Source organism: Flavobacterium sp. LC2016-23 (assembly GCF_009674775.1).
Lineage (GTDB): Bacteria > Bacteroidota > Bacteroidia > Flavobacteriales > Flavobacteriaceae > Flavobacterium.
The window spans coordinates 1-18,718 of record NZ_WKKE01000010.1; the positions used below are offsets into that span (position 1 = coordinate 1).

Sequence of the window (18,718 nt, forward strand, 5' to 3'; positions counted from 1 at the left end):
TACTATAGATTTATTTATTTTCATTTTAGCATCCTCCTTTCTTTTTCGGGGCATTCCCTTTTATTACACTTTTTGTTGCACGACTAGGAACCATTAGTCTTTGGTCGTTTTTACTATTTGTTTCTGCCTAGTAACGTCTAAATACATTATTTTACTTTGCGTTGCCGGAGTCTGGCCGAATACTTTTGCCGTTAGGAATAAAAAACAGACTACGTTAAAATCAATGCTTTATCTATCCTTTTTTACTAGTGGCTCATGTAAGATATATTTTCGCGACAAATCTCTAATCCAATATTTTTTGCTCCCAACATTTTTGTAAAGCAATTCTTCATTAACTATTTTGATTTCTTTCAAATAATACTTTTGCTCGGATATTTTTAAATCCCAAATTTGATCGGGGTCAAAAACACCATCTCCGTGATAGTTACAACAAATATCCATGGCATAAATTCTATTACCAAACCTTTTGATGTCAGCATCGTTAATTACCTCAAACTCTGCGACAAAACCGATCCGTTTAGAATTTGTTGTATCAGTACATAGTACTTTGTTATGATCTGATTTTATCGCTCTTACTTTGATCGCATAATCTTCAAGAATAAAAGGCTTATCCTGAGCATAATTTATGTACGAAAACAAAGAAAGAATCAGTACTAAAAAAATATTTTTCATAATTGTGGTTGATGATTTTCAGTCAAAATAACTTTAAAGTAAATAAAAACAGCTTGCAAAATATTGAAAGCTGTTTTTTACTTACTGCTATTGTTTATTTAAAAACATTGATTTAGTTGGTAATATTTGTTCTGCCACTTTAGGGCATTTACTAGCATTTATTATGTCATGAGAAGTTGCTAAGTATAACTTCATTTGTTTATTATCTTTTGAAGTAGAAATGAAAAGATCGCCAGATTGACCACATTGTGCATTCTCACCAGAATAACTTAATACATAATAACCAAAATTTTCACCAAAATATAAGCCTGCTATTACTAAATTATTCTCATCTGATAAACTTCTGGTATCTTGCAAAATTACTCCTGCATTTGAAGTGATTAAATAACGAATTGATAGTCTATCACTAAAAACACCCCTGAACTCGTCTTTGTATTTTGTTACTATAAAAGTGTAATTTTTATTTTCGTATGTACCTTTCCATGTTCCGATATATTTAGTAAGTAAACCATTACTATCCTTAAAATATGTTCCTATTGGGGCTTCATCTAATTTTGTCTCTAAAGGCACTATCTGTTGCGCTTTGCATGATAGAGTAATTAAAATTATGCTTAATGCTATTATTATTTTTTTCATAGTCTTATTTTTTTAAAATCCTCAATTATACAAGAATATTTGAGGATTTTAGACACAAACTATTGTTTAGTAAGCATTATTGAGTTCTGACGTGGAAATGTGAGTTCTGCTAATTTAAAACCGGGACAGGTTTCCTCAGAAATCATGATTTTATTTGGCTCAAAACCCAATGAAATTATTGTATTTGCTGCATTTTTGGTACGAATAAATACTGTTCCTGCATTTCCACACAGAGAATTTTTACTAGTAAAATTTAACGCATACACGGCCAAATCCTTGCTGAAATAAGAGCCTGCAATTATATACGGACTATTATCGGGAATGCTTTGAGTATTTTCTAAAACACTGCCATTACTAGATGTGATTAAATAACGGATTAATAACCGATCACGAGTTATTGTCTCATACTTAGAAGTAGTTTTACTAATATATAAAGTATAGTCTTTACCTTGGTAATTTCCTTTCCAAGTACCTACAAACTTGGTTAATAAATTATTTACATCTTTTAGGTAAGTGTTGTCTGGTATACCATCTCCAGCATCAATATAATCTCCCATTTTTTCTACAGGAACGATTGTTTGCGCTCTGCATGATATTGTAGATAATATTATAAATCCTAATATGAATATTTTTTTCATGTTTATTTTAATTACAATTAATAGTTGATACTTTTCCGTTATTATTCAATGTTTTCCGAGAATTTCCAGAGGCTTCAATTTTATACAATTCAATACCGTTAATCCCTATTTGCTCATTTAAAAATTTTAAAAACCCTTTTTCGATACTATTGTTGCTCATTAATTCTGTATAGAGAACATCTAAACCATTCCAATTAATACTGCCGCCTTTTAAAATAACATCATTTATATTTCCTGTAAACCTCAGTTGATATGTTGCTGAACTGGAAACCATTGTTCCGTAAATATTATCAATAGGAATGTTGTTCCTACTGGCATTGAGAAGCAAAATTACAAACGCTTTTACATCTCCGGGAGAAAACATTTTTATCGGCTTAACAGATTGTGTTTCGCCAGCTGCATTTACTCTTTCATAAGGGTCAAGATGGGTATGGATATAGCCTACTGTATTCGCATCTGATGCAAATCTTATCTGATCTGAATTTTCCGTACTCGCAGTTCCGGTAAGGGGTGTAAAGGGACCATTTTTACTTTGCGAATAACCATTCTCAACTTTTAAATTAGTTTTTTTAAGAAGTTCCTCTAGTTTAACAATAAAATTAGGGTTAGCCATTAGTGTTTTCATTTTATCACAGGGATTTACCACCGTTGCAGGAGGAAGACCCGGGCTGCTATCACCACTACCACCCCGATTAGACGTATAAGAATCTGGCGTGAATCCGCTGCTTACAACAGGACTTCTTGGACTGTAATAATAGCTGGAGAAATTACCCGTAGAATTACCAGATTTTCCTATTACAACAACACTTCTTAACCGATCTCCTAAAACAGTACCGGTAGTATTACTTCCACCTCCACTCATACAATCTTCGCAAGGCATTGGCAGCGCCTTGTAAGTAGCCTTATCTTCCCTGTCCAACACTTCCACAATCCCGTCTTCCACAGCGTGATTGTTCTTAAATTGGGCTGCTTTTACAAAACCTTTCTTGAGATCCCAGACGCTGATATATCCGTTGAAATTTCCGCCCTCCATAGACTGGTCTTCTTGTGGGGCAGCTTTGTCAGGATAGATTTCAACCACTGAGGCCTTGTAACTGCCATCGGGTAATTTATACAGGTATAAGCGCTGTTGCCAGATTTCTGACTGGTTTATTTTTAATTCTTTTATCGGGATCACAATCGTTTCAGTACCGTCTTCAGCTTGTTTCACGATCGCACCAGGCCAATCGTAAATAAGATTCTGGAGGTAAACATAATTATCACCCTTTCCTTCATACTCTTTAAACCATTCTTTGGCAGAAGACACTGTTGTGCTCCCCGCAGCGACCACTTCGTCATCCTGCTGGCATCCTGTAAAAAATGCAGCAATCAGCACAGCCGTAATTACAGCTGCTGCTGTCTTAAAATTTTCTTTCATCCTGTAATTCTTTTAGGTTATTATTTTTTTGATCTTAACTGAACAAAAAACACCCTGTTAAGCTGCTGCAGCTAAGGCTTAAAAAGATGTTCTTTTTATAAAGTAAAACAATATTTTCTGTAGTCTTATACACCAATTTATAAGTGTAGGGAACCAATTGATAACTGTTGTTAATTAATTCGATACACCCTAAATTCGAATGGAATTCTCCTGAAAAAACTGTCAAACGATTTTCTGTTCCTGTGCTTTTTCAGCTTTTGACAAATTGTTAATCTTTGAAAAATAAAGAAGTAAAAACACCAACTAATAGTTGGTTTTCATAGATTTGTAAAATCTCTTTTCGAAAAATTATAAAGGGAAAAAAAATTATAAAATCTTAGGACAATGAAAGCTGTTTTTGTAACCATTTTATTTTTAATATTCTCCTCCTCAACTTGTTACTCGCAATTGAGTTCCGATAAAATATTCGAAAGCTTTAAACAGGGAGAGCGCACCAACTGTTCGTCGATTGCTTTTATTAAGGCCGCTTTAAATATTTATGGACTGGATAATCTTTATACAGCAGAAAAAACAGCAGATAGTCTCTTTTATATCCGATTAAAAAACAATGCTTCCTTTCAGCTGAAAAAGGACGAACTGGAGAAAGCTAAATTTTCTGCCGGTTTTGTATTTATCAAAACCAATGAGGAAAGCAAAAGAATAAAGGATTACGCCGTACTGACTTATGCCGTGATGGCCAAATACAAGCAAATTATTGACAGGGAATCGACTTTTGATAAGGCTTTAGAAGATTTAGAAGACGGCGAGGTATACACCCCTACCATTTATAAATATTTAGGTTTCGAAAAAGACAAACAAATAGTACCCTTAAAGCGACTCTCCGGAAGTGAATATTGTGGTGTTGTGGCCTGGTCTACGGCACATGCCGTTTTTGTTTGTGAGGAATACATGGACTACTATGGCAACAAAAAAAACATCTGGGGTAAATATCCCGGACGTTTCAGAATCATCAATACCGAACCGTTGCCAAAAATTTCAGAAAAAACAGATAACGCAGACAATTCAGATTTGTAATTCTTATTTTGAAACCACAGCCCATCCATTAAAGTCCCCCACTGAATATGACACGAGAAAATTATATTCCCTTCAATAAGGAATTCTTGCTCGAACAACAAATAGCCACGTTCTCTGAAGATAAAAAAAAGGTTGATGATTTTAAAAAGCTTTTCGATATTGTCGAACACTACTTTCATTACGAGGCTTTTAACCTGAACCGAAACCTGAAGCAGCATTATGCTTTATTCGATCCCGACCTGAGCCCTAAAGAACGTGAATCGTTTATTGGAAAAAGTGATTTTTCGGTTTTTAAGGAAACCCTTCTTACGGTTTTAAAACACGGAAATTATACCCGCATCGATCAGGAAACTTTAGACCGGGCTTTTAAGGAATCGGATTTGATTGGCCTGAATCTTTCTATCGATTTTAATGCTTTCAAAGATTATGAATTGTACGTTCGCGGATCTCATAAAGCGAAAGAAACGGTTAAGAAATTTATTTTCTGGAAGAAGGAAATAGAAGTCGAATATTATGACCGCGTGATGATTTACCTGAATTATAACGAAGCCGATTATCTAAAAGAGAAAAAAGTAAAATTAGGAAAAATGCCTGTTGATCCGGGGTCTATCGGATTAAAGATTTTTAAACGGGTTCCTAAAAATGATCTTGAAACGATATTCCCAAATGCCATTCCGAGAATGTCCACCAGAGATAAGTTATTCTTTTGGGTACCCGGAATCGGAGGTGGCATCTCGTTATTGAGTACCACGGTAATTCCGGCTTTAATTGGCATGTACGCGGCGTATCAGTCCGGAGAAGCGATTGATTTACTAAACAGTAAAGCTTCGCTAAATCAGGGTTTAATTGCTTTGGGAATTTTATGCGCCTACTTGTTCCGCCAGTACAGCAACTTTATCAATAAGAAAATCAAATACGGAAAAATGCTTTCCGACAGTCTTTACTTTAAGAATCTCGGAAACAACAGCGGCGCTTTCTATTCACTCTTAAATTCTTCGGAAGAAGAAGTGCTTAAGGAAACCATACTGGCTTATGCTTTTTTAGACCGTAGTCCAAATCCGCTCACGGCAGAAGAACTCGATCATCAAATTGAATCCTGGTTTATGACAAAGTTCCAGGCCAACCTGGATTTTGATGTAAAAGACGCTTTAGATAAACTAAAAAATATCGGTCTTGGCTTAGAAACAAACGGAAAATGGGAAGTAATTGCCCTGGATAAAGCCCTCGTGAAAATCGATGAATTATGGGATACTGTTTTTGAGTACAATCAGAAATAAGCATTTAATAAAAAACTTTAGTGCCACTACTGCTTTATATAAAAACAAAAAAGAGGACTATTAGATCCTCTTTTTTGTTGTATAATCTTGTGAATTATTAGTTTTCAACCTCAATAAGGTCTTCTACCGTTTCTCCCATGTCACCCACGGCAACCAGTTCAGGTTTTGAAGCTTTCAGGGCATTAAATCTTTCCAGTTGTTCCAATTCTCCTTCTTCACCACTGAAATACGGGAAAACATCCATAATCGGTGATTCTGAAATAGCCGGAATGGTATAATCTCCCATGGTGTTTTTCATTACCGTAATGGTATTGTCGTAAGCTTCTTTTACATCATTGGCCTGTACCAAAAGATACATATTGGTTTTTCTTTCTTTACCGCTTTCTTCGTCATAAGCCATTAAAGTAACTTTTGACTTAAACCAGCGATCGGCATTTTCAAAAGGATGTATCTCGGCATAATTAGCCACTTTTATATTGGTAATTTTAAATTCTTCACTCACATAGGCAGCCATTTCTTCATTGATTCTGCTTTCTGCTTCTGTATAAGACACAGCGTCTACCAAATACGGTTCTGTAGTAACTTTTTGTCCTCCAGTCTCATCGGTCTTTCTATATTTTACTTTGCATTCGTACCAAATTGCGCTCATTTCTTCTGTTTTTTAAGGTTGCCAAAGATAGATTTTAACGGGCATAAAATCGACAAATTCCAAAATAGATATTCACAATTTCGAATGAATTACAGGATAGATTATTCTTTGTTTTGTAACTCCTTATCTTTCAAACAGAAGCATTTTGCTATAGGGCCAAAACAATTAAAACCCTTCCGACCAGGTTAATAACCGAAGTGGTTAAAGCAAGGATTTCATTTACATTATTGAGTTTTTTCAGGCTCCTGGCCAAATTATCAGCTTCCTCTTTTGTCGCAGTGGTGAGCTGGGTATAACGGGGATTGTTTTGATCCAGTTCCCTTTTCAGAATTTCAAAATACGCATCCCGGAGCGCATCGTATTCTTCTACCAGTTTATCCAGTGCAGGTTCTCCTCCTTCCGTAAAGGCATCCTGCAGGAGCTGCGTTCTTCTGTTATTAAACTGGGTAATCGCTTCTGATAATGATTTTTTTAATTCTTCCTGCATTTTACTTGTCTTTTAGAAGTTCTTCGATTTTGTTTAAGGACGAAATAACAGTGCTGATGTCTGTGCTTTGTTTGGCAATTTCAGCATGCGCTTTGGTCAGTTCTTCAAGTGCCTGACCGAAAGTGACGAGTTGCTTTTTCAGATCATTTTTTTGCTTCATGATGTCATCCCTGTTTCGCAGTCGGTACATCAGAATAATGGTGGCAGTGTCACTGTAAGGCTCGGAATTGCTCTGAGAAATTTTGTTGACATCATAACGTTTGGAATCAACGGTATTGAGTCCCTCCGCATACGAATTATAAATCAGATCGATATATTCGTTCCAGGTTTGTTTATCGGCGTTCCATAACTCTAAATATACTTCGGAAAGGACATACAATATTTCATTATTTTTTTTCACTTCTTTTGCCTGAACGGCTTCTCCAACCATTTTCAAAACATTGGGCAGTTTTGTTTTGACATCAGCCGGTAAGTCGGGCATTTTTTCGATCGCATCATAACTATCCTGCAGGGCCGCCATCGCCTCTTTTGTTTTGTCCGAATACTTTGGGTCTGCTAAAAGCGAGAATGCTTTGTAAACCTCAAATAAATTTTGATACGCCTGTATTCGTGGTTGTAATTGTTTCGAAAAATCAGGGGCTTTGGTATCCGGTAATGCCATTGTAGAAGGACTTGGATGGGTAAGTACTTTTACTTTGTCCTGCTGCGACTTATCAATAGCTGACTGCTCTGATAACGTTGTATAAATTCCCTGTGCTTTTTGTGAGACATCCATCCCTTTTGTGGCTGTTGCACTTCCTAATTCGATAATTTTGGAGGAGGAACAGGAGGTTAAAAACAGTACTAATAGTACAATCAGACTTTGTTTCATTCTATTGGGTTTTAAGGTTGGAACGCTGTTTTGCAGATTCTTACTGTGAAGGAATAAAATTACAAAAAAAGATTTTACCTATTAAAATAAATCAGGCTGATTCTTTGTCTTAAAATCTATTTAATCTTTGAAAGGTGAATATCTCGCCGTCAAAAAAACTACCCGAAATTTCTGTTGCATAGTTTTATTCACCCTAATGCTAAAAATGCAAAATATTCAATAGCTTTGTTAGATACCTAAATCCAAAAATATGAGAACATTAGAGCAATGGTTTGAAGAATATGCAGTAAGTCATCAGAATCCAAAGAACAAAGCGATTCATTATGTCTGTGTTCCGGCGATTTACTTTTCGATTGTTGGTTTATTAATGAGTATTCCGAGTGGTATTATTGCTGCTACTCTGCAATTGAATGCCCCTGTTATAGAAAACTGGGCTGTTGTGGTACTGCTTCTTATACTTGTTTTTTACATTCGGTTATCAGTTGCGATGGCGATTAAGATTGCAATTCTTTCTGCTATCTGTCTGGTTGTAAATTATTATATTGGGCAGGTTTTACCTTTATGGGAGTTCTCTATTGGCGTGTTTGTAATCGTCTGGATCGGACAATTCTACGGCCATAATATTGAGGGTAAAAAACCTTCTTTTCTGAAAGATCTTCAGTTTTTAATGATTGGTCCGGCCTGGGTGGTCGAAAATTTGTTTTCCCGAAAAGGATAATTCCATTGATTCGATATATTTTTTTTAGACAATGGTCTAATGATACGATGATGCCCTGCCCGGACAGGAACGGCATCCTTTTGTGGCGGGGTTCGCCGCAAAAGACACAGTAGATGGCCGGAATTGGCTCCTAAATTCATCAAATTTGTACATATGATTAAACTTAAAAAAGTAATTATTATTGGGGTTGCCATATTATCTAGCTCCTGTAATAAAAAAGATGAAGTTATAAAGCCAAAGAAAGAGCATAATACAAATACAAGAGATTCAGTTCTACACTATCATGAAAATTACTTTAAAAATTTGCGAAAAGAAATGGATAGAATAGAAATGGATAGAATAGAAATTTCTCTATATAAAATTAAAGAAACGGATTCGCAGGACACTACAAAACTTGTTAGAATGGATAGAATTGTAGATGTAAAAAAAATTAAAGAATTTGATTCATTGTTTGATTCAACAAGAAATGGAGGATATTGCTGTTGTCCACAAACTCATTACATAATTGATTTATTCAAGCAAAGAAAAAGATTAAAAAGGTTCAATGTTGATACTTTAAGAGTAAAAAATCAAGCCTTTATTTTTGACGTAAGTTACCAAACATCATATACAATTCCTCTGGCTGTCTGGAACAATTTCTTAACTGATTCAAGAGTTACTGCTAAAAAATAAACTAAAAAAACCTATTTCGTGATGAAATAGGTTTTTTGTTTAGTGACCGCGACAGGGTTCGAACCTGCAACCCTCAGAGTCGAAATCTGATATTCTATCCAGTTGAACTACGCAGTCAATATTTTAAAATTTCAATTTTTTAAATTCCAAATTCCAATTTTAAACTTGGAATTTGGAATTTCTGTTTTTTGAAATTTCTACTAAACTAATAATTTTTTTACAATTGTAGAAATTGTTTTTCCTTCAGCAGTTCCGCCTAATTGTGCAGCAGCCAATCCCATTACTTTACCCATTGAAGCAATTCCGGAAGCTCCTGTTTCTGCAATAATTTTTGCAATTACAGCTTCTACTTCTTCTTCGCTTAATTGTGCAGGTAAGAATTTCTCGATTACAGCAATCTGAGCCAATTCCGGTTCTGCTAAGTCAGGACGGTTTTGTTCTGTAAAAATTCTGGCGCTTTCTTTACGCGTTTTTACCAATCGCTGCAATAATTTAATTTCCTCGTCTTCTGTTAATTCTTCTTTAGATCCGGAAGCAGTGGCTGCCAGTAACATTTCAGATTTAATCGCTCTTAATGCTTCTAACGCTACTGTATCTTTTGCTCTCATGGCTGTTTTAATCTCGTCCATGATTTGTATTTGTAAACTCATTTTATTTTTTTATTTAAATAAGCAGCAAGGCTTATAAATTGATTATTTATTTAAAATTATGACTTCTGTAACACATTATTTGTCCGGCTGAGTCCATTCGGCTTCGCTCAGGATAAACTTAGTCAAAGCCGTTTTAGGTAATTAACCTTAGACTTCGCTCAGGGCAACAATATTTGTTAAATATAAATACTTTTAAAGTCAAATTTCTAAATTCTGTGCGAAGATAAAAAAAATAACCCGAAAATTAAATCCAATTTTCGGGTTATCCTATAATTATGATTGGAATATTAATCTACGTTATCGTGCAAAAATGAATTATTGGAACGTAATTGCAAATCATTATTACTGTCAGTACCTACAGAGATTCTTGAATTGGTTGTATTTGACTGTGTATTTGAAAGATCGATCCCTAATCTTTTGTAAGCAGGTTCTTTTTCAAGTTCGTCAATTCTGGAAACATTATTATGGAATTTATAATTAAATTCTTTTAGTTTCTTTCTTCTTTCTTCCGCTCTCAGACGCAAAGTCTCTTCGATTGTCAATTCTAACGGAGAAACATGATCTGTTGTGGTAAAAGCCGGTTCCTGAGCAAAATCAACTCTTGGCTTCAACGTAATATTCAGTTCTTCAGGAACTACATCTTCAATTACTTTTTCAGCCGGTTTTGAAGTGATCAGGTCGTTTTCAACTTCCATGTATTCTTCCAGCGAATATTTGATGATTCCGTTATCCGAAAGTTCTGTTACCGGAACAAACTGTACCGGATCGTTCACTTTTATATTACGGGTATCATTCGTTAATTCGAACAAAATCTTATTGTCTTCCACAACTGACGGTTCTCTTTTTACTTCAGGTTCTGCTCTGAAAAGAGGCAGATCGAATGAAAAAGTGGTTTGTTCCTCTTTTTCGAAAACTCTTTGCTGAACAGGTTTTACTTCCTGGAAAGCGGGAACTTCCGGCGCAGAGATTTTAAAATCGATATCTGTAATTGGCGAAACGATTTCGAAAGTCACATCAAGGTTTTTGATAAACTCTGACATTACCACTAATTCTTCCTGATTGATTGTCGGAGCAACTGCCACCGGTGCAACCGGAGCAGGTGTTACGGGAGCAACCGTATCTTCCATCAAATCAAAAACAATCTTTTGTTCTGATGAGACACTAGTAGTTTCTGCATTTAAATCAAAAGAAGTTAACGTTCTGTTTGTTAAATTATGAACACTTCTTTGTTCATCTTCTAACGTGTGAATGATTTTTTTAGGCTCTGTATTTACAATTTCATTTTGCTGTTCAACATCAAAACCTGTCGCAATAATAGTCACGGCAATAGCTTCACCAAGAGTTTCGTCTTCACCAACTCCCATGATAATATTAGCGTTAAATCCTGCTTCAGCCTGAATGTGATCATTGATTTCTCCGATCTCATCCAATGTAATTTCATCTGATCCAGAAACGATAAGCAACAATACGTTTTTGGCTCCTGTAATTTTGTTGTCGTTTAATAACGGAGAATCCAATGCTGAAACAATTGCATCTTTTGCTCTGTTCTCACCTTCAGCAACAGAAGATCCCATGATCGCTGTTCCACTGTTTGACAAAACAGTTTTAGCATCACGTAAATCGATATTTTGAGTATAGTGGTGCGTGATTACTTCAGCAATACCTCTTGAGGCTGTTGCCAAAACTTCATCTGCTTTGGAGAATCCTGCTTTAAAACCAAGATTTCCGTATACTTCTCTTAATTTATTATTATTGATCACAATTAGTGAATCGACCTGCTTGCGCAATTTTTCGATTCCTAAAAGTGCCTGTTCCTGACGTACTTTCCCTTCAAACTGAAAAGGAATTGTTACGATACCCACCGTCAGGATCTCTCTTTCTTTTGCCAGTTGTGCGATTACCGGAGCTGCACCTGTACCTGTTCCTCCACCCATACCAGCGGTAATAAATACCATCTTAGTACCACGGTCTAACATTTTTTCGATATCGGCGATACTTTCAATAGCAGATTGCTGGCCTACGTCAGGATTTGCTCCTGCTCCAAGTCCCTCTGTTAAGTTCATCCCTAACTGAATTTTATTTGGTACAGCACTGTTTTGAAGTGCTTGTGAGTCTGTATTACAAACGATAAAATCTACCCCTTTAATACCTTGCTTGAACATGTGGTTGATTGCGTTACTTCCGCCTCCACCGACACCTATTACTTTGATTACATTTGATTGGTTTTTCGGTAAATCAAATGAAATACTTCCAAATTCTGAGTTGCTCATCATCTTTTTGGTTTTGAAATTCTTATTAAATACATTTTTTACTTCTTGACTTGGGGCAAAAAGTAATCCTTTTCGTTTCTTATTCTTTTATTCTGCGTTATCTAAAAAATCTTTGATTTTATCGACATAACGATCAAAAAATGATCTTCTTATTTTTGTTTCGGTAGATTCTTCCTGTGTCACATTTTTTCTGACTTCTCTGTGATCATCGAAAGTTTCTACTCTTTCAACGTAGTTTTCCTCCACTTCGTATCGCTGCTGTACGGGCGGTTGCGGCGGAGTGTTAACATTTCTGTACACCACTTTCGGCTGCTCGTTTACAAGTTCCATTCTAACAGCACTTTGCGTGCTGTTTTCGATACTATTCATGACAAGACCAACTGCTGTTGCAAATAACGGACTTGAAATTTCTTCGCTTGAATTCCCAGCCAGATGCTCATTTGGATATCCGATTCTGGTATCCATTCCTGTAATGTACTCTACTAACTGTTTGATATGTTTCAGCTGTGCGCCACCACCGGTAAGCACAATTCCTGCAATTAATTTTTTACGCGGATCTTCGTGTCCGTATGCTTTAATTTCAGCAAAAACCTGCTCTACAATTTCTACCACACGGGCATGGATAATTTTAGATAAGTTTTTAAGCGAAATCTCTTTTGGCTCTCTTCCTCTTAAACCCGGTATAGAAACAATTTCGTTGTCTCTGTTTTCGCCCGGCCAGGCTGATCCGAATTTTATTTTTAAAAGCTCTGCCTGTTTTTCAATGATCGAACATCCTTCTTTGATATCTTCGGTAATTACATTTCCTCCGAAAGGAATCACTGCGGTATGACGAATGATGCCATCTTTAAAAATAGCCAGATCCGTTGTTCCGCCACCGATATCAATAAGTGCTACACCGGCTTCTTTTTCTTCCTGGCTTAACACTGCATCAGCAGACGCTAATGGTTCTAATGTCAGTCCTGACAATTCGATTCCGGAACTCTGAATACATCTTCCCACATTTCTGATAGAAGAGGCTTGTCCTACTACTACGTGAAAACTGGATTCCAGTCTTCCGCCGTACATTCCGATAGGCTCTTTAATTTCAGACTGTCCGTCGATTTTGAATTCCTGTGGCAAAACGTGAATAATTTCTTCTCCCGGTAACATGGCTAATTTATTCACCTGGTCAATTAGAAGCTGAATGTCATTTTCGCCAATTACTTCTTCCGGATTACTACGGCTGATGTAATCGGTATGCTGTATACTTCTGATGTGCTGTCCGGCAATACCGACCACCACATCTTTTATTTTATAACCTGAATTGTTTTCTGCTTCAAGTATTGCCTGCTGAATGGACTGAATGGTTTGCGTGATGTTGTTTACAACTCCTCTCGCAACTCCTAAACTTTTGGATTTCCCAATACCCAGAATTTCCAGCTTTCCATACTCGTTCTTTTTGCCGATCATGGCAACTATCTTTGTTGTTCCAATATCTAGACCTACTGCAATGTTATCTTTTTCCATTTTCTATTATTTTGTGCAAACTACTTGTTCCGTAAACCTAAGGTCAATTTTTTTGTAATTGTATAACGAACTATCTAAAACTGCTTTTTGAAAAAAGGCTTTATAGTTTCTGAATTTTTTATCAACATTCATCGTTCTGCCAAAATCGATGAAGTAATTATAATTTCTGTTAAACATTTTTAAGCTACCATTAGGCATAATTTGAATTGCAATGATGTTTTTTTTCAAAAACGCATCGTCATAAATTGTGCGAAACAGAGTAGCTAAATCTTCGTTATTTTTTTCATTTATTGCCCCGGAAACAAGCGGAACCCGCGCCGTAAAATTGTCCGACAAAGGCATTTTATTTCCCTCATAGTCAATATAAAAAGACCGGTCGCCATCGTAAACACGGGCGATCGGAGTCTTCTGTTTTACTACCGCTTTCAGAACACCATCGATACTTACAAAAACGTCTGACTTTTCAATCATGTCCTGCGTATCGAGGTTTTTTTCTATCTTATTCAAATCTACTTCATCTTTTCGGATACTGGAAGCGTCTGTTTTATTTTCTATCAACAATTTATTAACCGTTTCAGGCTTTACAAACAGCGTATTTTCTCCTACAAAAACAACGGCCGATTTCTTCAGTTTTCTATTCCCGTTTCGATGCTGGGCAAACGAATACAAAAAAAGTACCAGCCCAAAAATGAGAATTAACCGAATATTTGTCCAATTAAATATTTTCATTTAGCATTTTTTTAATTGACGGAACCATTTCACCAATATCACCAGCTCCTATTGTCACAATTATTGGCGCATCACTGGCTTCGATGGACGCTAATAAATCATTTTTTGCAACAATTCTTTTGTTTGAATTTGTCATTTTACCTAACAGCCATTCTGATGTAATCCCTTCCATCGGAAGTTCGCGTGCCGGGTAAATATCCATTAAAAACACTTCATCGAAGGCAGATAAGCTTTCGGCAAATCCGTCAGCAAAATCTCTTGTCCTGCTGAACAAATGGGGCTGAAAAATTGCCAGTACTTTACGATTCGGATATAACTCCCTAACCGCCTGATGTACTGCATTTATTTCTGTCGGATGATGCGCATAATCATCTATATAAACCAATTGGTCTGTTTTGATCTGATAGGAAAAACGTCTTCTTATTCCGTTGAATGAACCAATAGCTCTTGCAATGGCTTCGGTCGGGGTGCCAAAAGTTTTAGCCATTGCAATAGCCATCAATGCATTCATCAGATTGTGCTTTCCAGGCAATCCAAAACGCAAATTCTGTATCGTTTCTGATGGCGTCTGCACGTCAAAAACATAATTAGCATTTTCTATACGAACATTGAAGGCTTTGTATACAGCCTCTTCATTTATAGCACACTGAACGCCTTCCAGAGGCAATTCCTTTGTGATAAACAGTTTATTTTTATCCTCAACTTTTGAAGCAAATTCTACAAACGAAGCCTCAATAGCCTCACTGGTACCATAAATATCCAGATGATCCGCATCCATCGATGTGATGCAGGCAATATCGGGATGCAGGTGCAGAAACGATCTGTCGAACTCATCTGCTTCCACCACAGTAACGGTTTTTCCGTTTCCGATTAAATTAGAATTGTAATTCTCTACAATCCCACCCACAAAAGCCGTAACATCAGCTCCGCTTTCATACAAAATATGGCCTAAAATGCTTGATGTCGTTGTTTTTCCGTGCGTTCCGGCAACAGCAAAACAAAAAGTGTCTTTTGTAATAATCCCTAAAACTTCAGCACGTTTTTTAACTTCGTAATGCCTTTCGATGAAAAAATTCCATTCGGAATGTGTTTTAGGCACAGCCGGCGTAAAAATCACCAGGGTATTCTCTACATAGTAATCACTCGGGATCAAACTTATATTATCTTCAAAATGAATATCAATACCACTTTCAATCAACTCATTTGTAAGCATTGAGGGTGTTTTATCGTAACCTGAAACCTGTTTCCCGATGTATTTGAAATAACGGGCCAGGGCACTCATTCCGATGCCTCCAATACCAATAAAATAAACGTTTTGTATTTGATTTAAATTCATTTCAATTGCTTTAAGCATTAAGTTTTAGGAGCTAAGCCCCAAACTTATTTAATTATTTATTGAAAGCTTAACGGTGTTTCTTTTATATAAAAAACTAGTCTTTAAGCCTTTGTGTTTTCTCTTGTTTATGAATCAAAAATGCCTAAAATAGCACAGTTCAATTCGTTTGATGTTCTATAATTATGATAAAAAATTACATTATAACAATTTTTTAATCTCCTCTACAATAACTTTTGTAGCATTTGGCATCGCCAGCTTTTTGATGTTATCACTGAGCTGTTTTTGTTTTCCATGATCTTTTAGCAGCGCTTCAAAAACAATACTAAACTGACTGTCCAATTCTGATTCTTTCAGTAAAATAGCTCCTTTTGCATCTACAATGGCCCGGGCATTTTTGGTCTGATGGTCTTCGGCTACATTGGGTGACGGAATAAAAATTACCGGTTTCCCAACAATACACAATTCTGAAACTGAGGAGGCTCCCGCACGTGAAATAATGACATCTGCCGCAGCGTAGACAAAATCCATTCTTTCAATAAAATCAATGACCCTTACAGCCTGTTGATTGTGTTTTTTATAATCTTCAAAATATAATTTTCCGCATTGCCAGATGACCTGAACATCTTGTGAAAGCATATTTTGCAATTCTTTTTCGATTAACTGATTGATTCTTCTGGCCCCTAAACTTCCGCCTAACACCAACAACGTTTTTTTATTGGGATCTAAGCCGTAAAAAGTAATTGCTTCATCCCTTTTACTATCAATATCTATTAAATCCTGACGCACCGGATTGCCCGTTAAAACAATTTTTTCTTTAGGAAAAAAGCGCTCTAAATTTTCGTAGGCCACACAAATTGCATTTGCTTTTTTACTCAGTAATTTATTGGTAATTCCGGGAAATGAATTTTGTTCCTGAATTACGGTTGGAATTCCTGCTCCTCCTGCTGCCTGTAACAAAGGCCCGCTGGCAAAACCACCTGTACCTATCACCACGTTAGGCTTGAATTGTTTGATGATTCGTCGTGACTCCAGCAAACTTGTTGCCAGTTTTAACGGAAACATCAAATTTTGCAGGGTTAATTTTCTTTGTAATCCTGCAATCCAAAGTCCTTTTATTTCATAACCTGCCTGAGGCACTTTTTGCATTTCCATTTTATCCTGAGCGCCGACAAAAAGGAACTCAGCATCAGGAAATTGTATTTTTAATTCATTAGCAATAGCGATTGCAGGATAGATATGTCCTCCTGTTCCTCCGCCACTTAATATGAATTTATAATTTGTCATATTTTTAAAAGTTATTCGCTTTAAAAAGTATTTTTTTTAATCTTATTTATTTAAAACTGCATTCATTGGATTTCTGGAATTATCTGAAATGGAATACATGTGCTCTTCTTCATAGATTTCCTGTCTTTCATCAACAGGTAAATCTTCTTCGGCCAGTTCTTTATCAATCAGTCTTTGAAGTGCTTCTTTCCTTCTTTCTTTTTCCTGCTGCTCTTCTACAATTTCTTCTTCTTTCTTCGTTACGCTGATGATAATTCCGAGTGAGAAACAGGTCATCCAGATCGAACTACCTCCACTACTAATCAGCGGAAGGGTCTGTCCGGTTACCGGTAATAATTCTACTGCAACCGCCATATTGATCATCGCCTGAAAGATCATCGGAAAACCGAGTCCGACGACTACCAATTTCCCAAATAATGTAGTGGCTTTATGTGATGCGATCACAAATCGGAACAACAATAATAAATACAGAAGCAATATCGAAACACCGCCAACCAAACCATATTCTTCTACAACAATGGCATAAATAAAATCGGAAGAGGATTGTGGTAAAAAGTTCTTCTGAACGCTTTTTCCGGGGCCTAAACCTCCGAATCTTCCGGATGCAATAGCAATTTTTGCTTTTTCAATCTGATAATCATCTTCATCGGGTTTATCTGTCGTAAAGTTTTCAATACGGCTTCCCCAGGTTCCTACCCTGCTGAAAAATCTCGATTCCGGAAATGCTTTTGCGATCAGAAGGAAAAACAACAGCATAGCAACTCCTGATCCTATAATAAATGCAATGTATTTTATTGGATATTTACCGATAAATGTCAGCATAATTACCATGGAAAAAATCAATGCGGTCGTCGAGAAATTCGCCGGTAAAATCAACGCTAAGGTTATAAAAACCGGAACCCAAAGCTGTACTAACGACGTTTGAAACGGTTCATTTTCTTCTTTGGTTTTTGACAAATAACGGGCAACATAAATGAACAGAACAATAGAAGCCAGCGTTGATGTCTGAAACGTGATTCCGATAAACGGTACCTGAATCCAACGACTTGCGTTTGCCCCTGCGATTACAGTTCCTTTCAGCAACGTATACAACAGCAAGATCCAGACAACGGGCAACGCTATCTTTGAAATGGCCCTGAAATAATGGTACGGTACTTTATGAACCCAATAAATAATAAGAAATCCGATACAAATATGTGCCAGATGTTTGACAAGATACCCCAGTGTATTTCCGGTCCCGTGACCAATATAGGCCAGATTACTACTCGCACTAAAAACAGGCATAAACGAAAACAGCGCTAACAGAGCCACAAATGACCATATTACCCTATCTCCTTTTAGTTTGTTTACCAGCTCTTTCATAATTTTAGATTTCTGATTTTAGATTTTAGATTGTTTTTAAACCTTCGGTTTTATATTTTTATTAATTCTATTGTTTACTGTTTTTAAACTGCTGACGAAAATCGATGTTAACTCATTTCCTTCTTTCAGGATTGTTTCTAACTCTGATTTATCACTCCAATTTTTTTCTTTTATAATTTCTAACCAAAATAAAGTTTCATCTGCTTCTTCTAAAACGATATTCATTTTAGAAACAAATTCTTTATCACTTCTTGCTCTGCAAACCGCTCGATAATTAGCTCCTACAGATGTACCGCTTCTCACAATTTGATTTGCAATTACTTTTACAACATATGTGGCGGGTAATTTTTCAGCTAAATCAATTATCTTCAAAGAGAACTTTTTTGTCCTCACCTTCATCTCCTCCGTCGTCATCTCAAGAACTTTTTTTGATTTAAAAGTTTAGAAAACAATCTAAAATCTAAAAT

The 18,718-nt window shown here is 36.3% G+C and carries 19 protein-coding genes and 1 tRNA gene; 4 read left to right on the plus strand and 16 right to left on the minus strand.

The genetic code is table 11. The features are described 5' to 3' along the window. Nucleotides 1–228 precede the first annotated feature (228 nt). From GJU43_RS09830 to GJU43_RS09845, 4 genes are all read right to left on the minus strand, one after another. Entirely contained in the window at nucleotides 229–672 is a 444-nt protein-coding gene (locus tag GJU43_RS09830) for a hypothetical protein (RefSeq protein ID WP_154340597.1), read from the minus strand. 87 nt (nucleotides 673–759) lie between these two features. Continuing rightward, the gene (locus tag GJU43_RS09835) at nucleotides 760–1,308 is read right to left on the minus strand and encodes a DUF6705 family protein (RefSeq protein WP_154340598.1); all 549 of its coding nucleotides are present in this window, start codon (nucleotides 1,306–1,308) and stop codon (nucleotides 760–762) included. Between the two features lie 59 nt (nucleotides 1,309–1,367). Then, the gene (locus GJU43_RS09840; RefSeq protein ID WP_154340599.1) at nucleotides 1,368–1,946 is read right to left on the minus strand and encodes a DUF6705 family protein; all 579 of its coding nucleotides are present in this window, start codon (nucleotides 1,944–1,946) and stop codon (nucleotides 1,368–1,370) included. A 7-nt stretch (nucleotides 1,947–1,953) separates the two neighbouring features. Further along, complete coding sequence (locus tag GJU43_RS09845; RefSeq protein WP_154340600.1) at nucleotides 1,954–3,363, minus strand: hypothetical protein; 1,410 nt, start codon at nucleotides 3,361–3,363, stop codon at nucleotides 1,954–1,956. 384 nt (nucleotides 3,364–3,747) lie between these two features. Here GJU43_RS09845 and GJU43_RS09850 point away from each other — a divergent pair, with 384 nt between their 5' ends. After that, complete coding sequence (locus GJU43_RS09850) at nucleotides 3,748–4,437, plus strand: hypothetical protein (protein ID WP_154340601.1); 690 nt, start codon at nucleotides 3,748–3,750, stop codon at nucleotides 4,435–4,437. A 47-nt stretch (nucleotides 4,438–4,484) separates the two neighbouring features. Continuing rightward, complete coding sequence (locus GJU43_RS09855) at nucleotides 4,485–5,714, plus strand: TMEM143 family protein (protein WP_154340602.1); 1,230 nt, start codon at nucleotides 4,485–4,487, stop codon at nucleotides 5,712–5,714. A 97-nt stretch (nucleotides 5,715–5,811) separates the two neighbouring features. Here the strand turns inward: GJU43_RS09855 and GJU43_RS09860 are convergent, their stop codons facing one another. From GJU43_RS09860 to GJU43_RS09870, 3 genes are all read right to left on the minus strand, one after another. Beyond that, nucleotides 5,812–6,363: a DUF4494 domain-containing protein gene (locus tag GJU43_RS09860; protein ID WP_154340603.1), complete on the minus strand. Its 552-nt coding sequence runs from the start codon at nucleotides 6,361–6,363 to the stop codon at nucleotides 5,812–5,814. A gap of 148 nt (nucleotides 6,364–6,511) precedes the next feature. After that, nucleotides 6,512–6,850 carry a hypothetical protein gene (locus tag GJU43_RS09865; RefSeq protein WP_154340604.1) on the minus strand — a complete coding sequence of 113 codons (339 nt, stop codon included), beginning with the start codon at nucleotides 6,848–6,850 and terminating at the stop codon, nucleotides 6,512–6,514. A gap of 1 nt (nucleotide 6,851) precedes the next feature. Next, a complete protein-coding gene (locus GJU43_RS09870; protein WP_154340605.1) occupies nucleotides 6,852–7,721 on the minus strand; it encodes a hypothetical protein in 870 nt (289 codons plus the stop codon). A gap of 250 nt (nucleotides 7,722–7,971) precedes the next feature. On the opposite strand from GJU43_RS09870, the gene GJU43_RS09875 reads away from it, so the two are divergent. Together GJU43_RS09875 and GJU43_RS09880 are read left to right on the plus strand one after the other, a co-directional pair. After that, nucleotides 7,972–8,439 carry a DUF962 domain-containing protein gene (locus tag GJU43_RS09875; RefSeq protein WP_154340606.1) on the plus strand — a complete coding sequence of 156 codons (468 nt, stop codon included), beginning with the start codon at nucleotides 7,972–7,974 and terminating at the stop codon, nucleotides 8,437–8,439. Between the two features lie 153 nt (nucleotides 8,440–8,592). Then, a complete protein-coding gene (locus tag GJU43_RS09880; RefSeq protein WP_154340607.1) occupies nucleotides 8,593–9,111 on the plus strand; it encodes a hypothetical protein in 519 nt (172 codons plus the stop codon). Nucleotides 9,112–9,154: 43 nt separating this feature from the next. Here GJU43_RS09880 and GJU43_RS09885 read toward each other — a convergent pair. The 9 genes from GJU43_RS09885 to GJU43_RS09925 form a co-directional block, all read right to left on the minus strand. Next, nucleotides 9,155–9,228, minus strand: a tRNA-Arg gene (locus GJU43_RS09885). 83 nt (nucleotides 9,229–9,311) lie between these two features. Next, nucleotides 9,312–9,761 (minus strand): GatB/YqeY domain-containing protein, encoded by a 450-nt coding sequence (locus GJU43_RS09890; protein WP_154340608.1) that lies wholly within the window; start codon nucleotides 9,759–9,761, stop codon nucleotides 9,312–9,314. Nucleotides 9,762–10,048: 287 nt separating this feature from the next. Further along, nucleotides 10,049–12,034, minus strand: coding sequence for a cell division protein FtsZ (ftsZ, locus tag GJU43_RS09895; RefSeq protein WP_154340609.1), 1,986 nt, complete (start codon nucleotides 12,032–12,034; stop codon nucleotides 10,049–10,051). 84 nt (nucleotides 12,035–12,118) lie between these two features. After that, the gene (ftsA, locus tag GJU43_RS09900) at nucleotides 12,119–13,540 is read right to left on the minus strand and encodes a cell division protein FtsA (protein WP_154340610.1); all 1,422 of its coding nucleotides are present in this window, start codon (nucleotides 13,538–13,540) and stop codon (nucleotides 12,119–12,121) included. A 6-nt stretch (nucleotides 13,541–13,546) separates the two neighbouring features. Next, the gene (locus GJU43_RS09905; RefSeq protein WP_132037697.1) at nucleotides 13,547–14,269 is read right to left on the minus strand and encodes a cell division protein FtsQ/DivIB; all 723 of its coding nucleotides are present in this window, start codon (nucleotides 14,267–14,269) and stop codon (nucleotides 13,547–13,549) included. Further along, on the minus strand, nucleotides 14,256–15,605 hold the full coding sequence (gene murC / locus GJU43_RS09910; protein ID WP_154340611.1) for a UDP-N-acetylmuramate--L-alanine ligase: 1,350 nt from the start codon (nucleotides 15,603–15,605) through the stop codon (nucleotides 14,256–14,258). Before murC ends, GJU43_RS09905 begins: the two co-directional genes overlap by 14 nt. Nucleotides 15,606–15,803: 198 nt before the next feature. Beyond that, the gene (gene murG / locus GJU43_RS09915) at nucleotides 15,804–16,889 is read right to left on the minus strand and encodes an undecaprenyldiphospho-muramoylpentapeptide beta-N-acetylglucosaminyltransferase (RefSeq protein WP_154340612.1); all 1,086 of its coding nucleotides are present in this window, start codon (nucleotides 16,887–16,889) and stop codon (nucleotides 15,804–15,806) included. 42 nt (nucleotides 16,890–16,931) lie between these two features. Beyond that, nucleotides 16,932–18,251, minus strand: a complete 1,320-nt coding sequence (locus GJU43_RS09920) for an FtsW/RodA/SpoVE family cell cycle protein (RefSeq protein WP_154340613.1) — start codon at nucleotides 18,249–18,251, stop codon at nucleotides 16,932–16,934. Nucleotides 18,252–18,287: 36 nt separating this feature from the next. Further along, complete coding sequence (locus GJU43_RS09925) at nucleotides 18,288–18,665, minus strand: four helix bundle protein (RefSeq protein ID WP_154340614.1); 378 nt, start codon at nucleotides 18,663–18,665, stop codon at nucleotides 18,288–18,290. Nucleotides 18,666–18,718: the final 53 nt, after the last annotated feature.